The organism is Acinetobacter sp. WCHAc060033, assembly GCF_004209125.1.
Lineage (GTDB): Bacteria > Pseudomonadota > Gammaproteobacteria > Pseudomonadales > Moraxellaceae > Acinetobacter > Acinetobacter wuhouensis.
In genome coordinates this window covers 1-1,440 of sequence record NZ_SGSW01000141.1, presented here as the reverse complement: position 1 = coordinate 1,440, position 1,440 = coordinate 1, and the positions used below count along the sequence as shown (strand labels likewise).

Sequence of the window (1,440 nt, the reverse complement as noted above, 5' to 3'; positions counted from 1 at the left end):
CCATCTCCTACATTAAGCCACGACTAGCACGTTTCCACTTCTTATAATCAGCAGAAGCAAAATGGCCAGCGTTATTTAATATTTCGTAATAATCTGAATTTGATTTGGCTGTAACAGCTTTGGTTAAAGTATTGTTAAGCCAGTCAGAAATTTTAGAATCTTGAATTTTATAAAGAGAATTTGGGTATTCACGATATAAATCATAAGTTTGTTGAAAACCTTTTAAGCTAAAATCTTTTTTAGCCTTAGGTTTTAAGATGTAAAAAACTGGTTTTTCGATGCCTACACGATAACGAGCACCGTTTTCCGTATTTGAGTCAAATTGACTGAAATAAACACGTGGATGAAGTATCGACATTAGACAGCCTCCACCATTTGATTGCGTTCCAAATGACCGCGAACAAGTTCTTTGATTTGAACAATATCGTTAAAGTCAGTGAAATCACGGTAAGCATTGCCGTTTATGTCGTGGATGTCATCGACAGAAAGTTGAGTAATGTCTACAGCTGTAAAATCTGAACCTGGTACACCGTAGTTGTCTGGGTGAGCTTCATAGTCGAATGAAACCTGAAGTATAAAATCATCAAGTTTTACAGTAGCTTTGCCAGTTGATTTAGACGTTATAACTGCAGTTTGTACTGCAACTACATCGGGAGCTTGTTTAGCGGTGTATGTAGGTGGTGTATAACCAGTTGTAGGTTCATATTTGTGAAAACCAGTTATCGCACCAAGAACAATAGCTGAAACACTGAGTGTTACGATGAAGCTATTGCTTGGAGTAAATTTTGCATTCATAATTCACCTGTTTCATTAGAAAAGCACACATGATTTGACGGTCGGTGTGCTTTTTATTTTTTAATCAAGTTGACTTAGATCAACACCTGAAATTTCCAAGAATTTTTCATTGTTAAAATTCGGCAACGCTCGAATCAAATCACGTTCTTCTTTTGAAGCTTCTGTTACAGATTTTGTAAAAGCTTCTTTGTAGTCATATTTTTTCAAATAACCGCCAGTGCATGAGAAACTAGGATTTTCTTGTTTTTCCACATCTGACATTTCAGATTCATCAATCCAGTCTGTTAATTTAAAAAATAAACAACGCGGCTTACTTGCTTCATCCCAAACCGATTTCATGCATGGCTTGTCGAAAACATTGATAATTTCAACTTCTTCTGTATTAAAGAATCCATTGCTGAAATTCGTAGTGTTCCAGTCGCCAGTGTTCCAGTCGCCAGTGTTCCAGTCGCCAGTGTTCCAGTCGCCAGTGTTGCGGTCGCCAGTGTTCCAGTCGCCAGTGTTGCGGTCGCCAGTGTTCCAGTCGCCAGTGTTCCAGTCGCCAGTGTTCCAGTCGCCAGTGTTGCGGTCGCCAGTGTTGCGGTCGCCAGTGTTCCAGTCGCCAGTGTTCCAGTCGCCAGTGTTGCAGTCGCCAGTGTTGCGGTC

Annotated in this window: 3 protein-coding genes and 1 pseudogene; all 4 read right to left on the bottom strand. The window is 40.0% G+C overall.

Translation table 11 applies throughout. The features are described 5' to 3' along the window. Nucleotides 1-7 precede the first annotated feature (7 nt). The gene (locus EXE10_RS20945; protein ID WP_130114593.1) at nt 8-358 is read right to left on the bottom strand and encodes a hypothetical protein; all 351 of its coding nucleotides are present in this window, start codon (nt 356-358) and stop codon (nt 8-10) included. Further along, nucleotides 358-795, bottom strand: a complete 438-nt coding sequence (locus EXE10_RS20940) for a hypothetical protein (RefSeq protein ID WP_130114592.1) — start codon at nt 793-795, stop codon at nt 358-360. Before EXE10_RS20940 ends, EXE10_RS20945 begins: the two co-directional genes overlap by 1 nt. Before the next feature lie 60 nt (nt 796-855). Then, nucleotides 856-1,134: a hypothetical protein gene (locus EXE10_RS22035; RefSeq protein WP_228256879.1), complete on the bottom strand. Its 279-nt coding sequence runs from the start codon at nt 1,132-1,134 to the stop codon at nt 856-858. Between the two features lie 135 nt (nt 1,135-1,269). Next, a pseudogene (locus EXE10_RS22190) lies at nt 1,270-1,440 on the bottom strand (hypothetical protein); the annotation flags it as partial.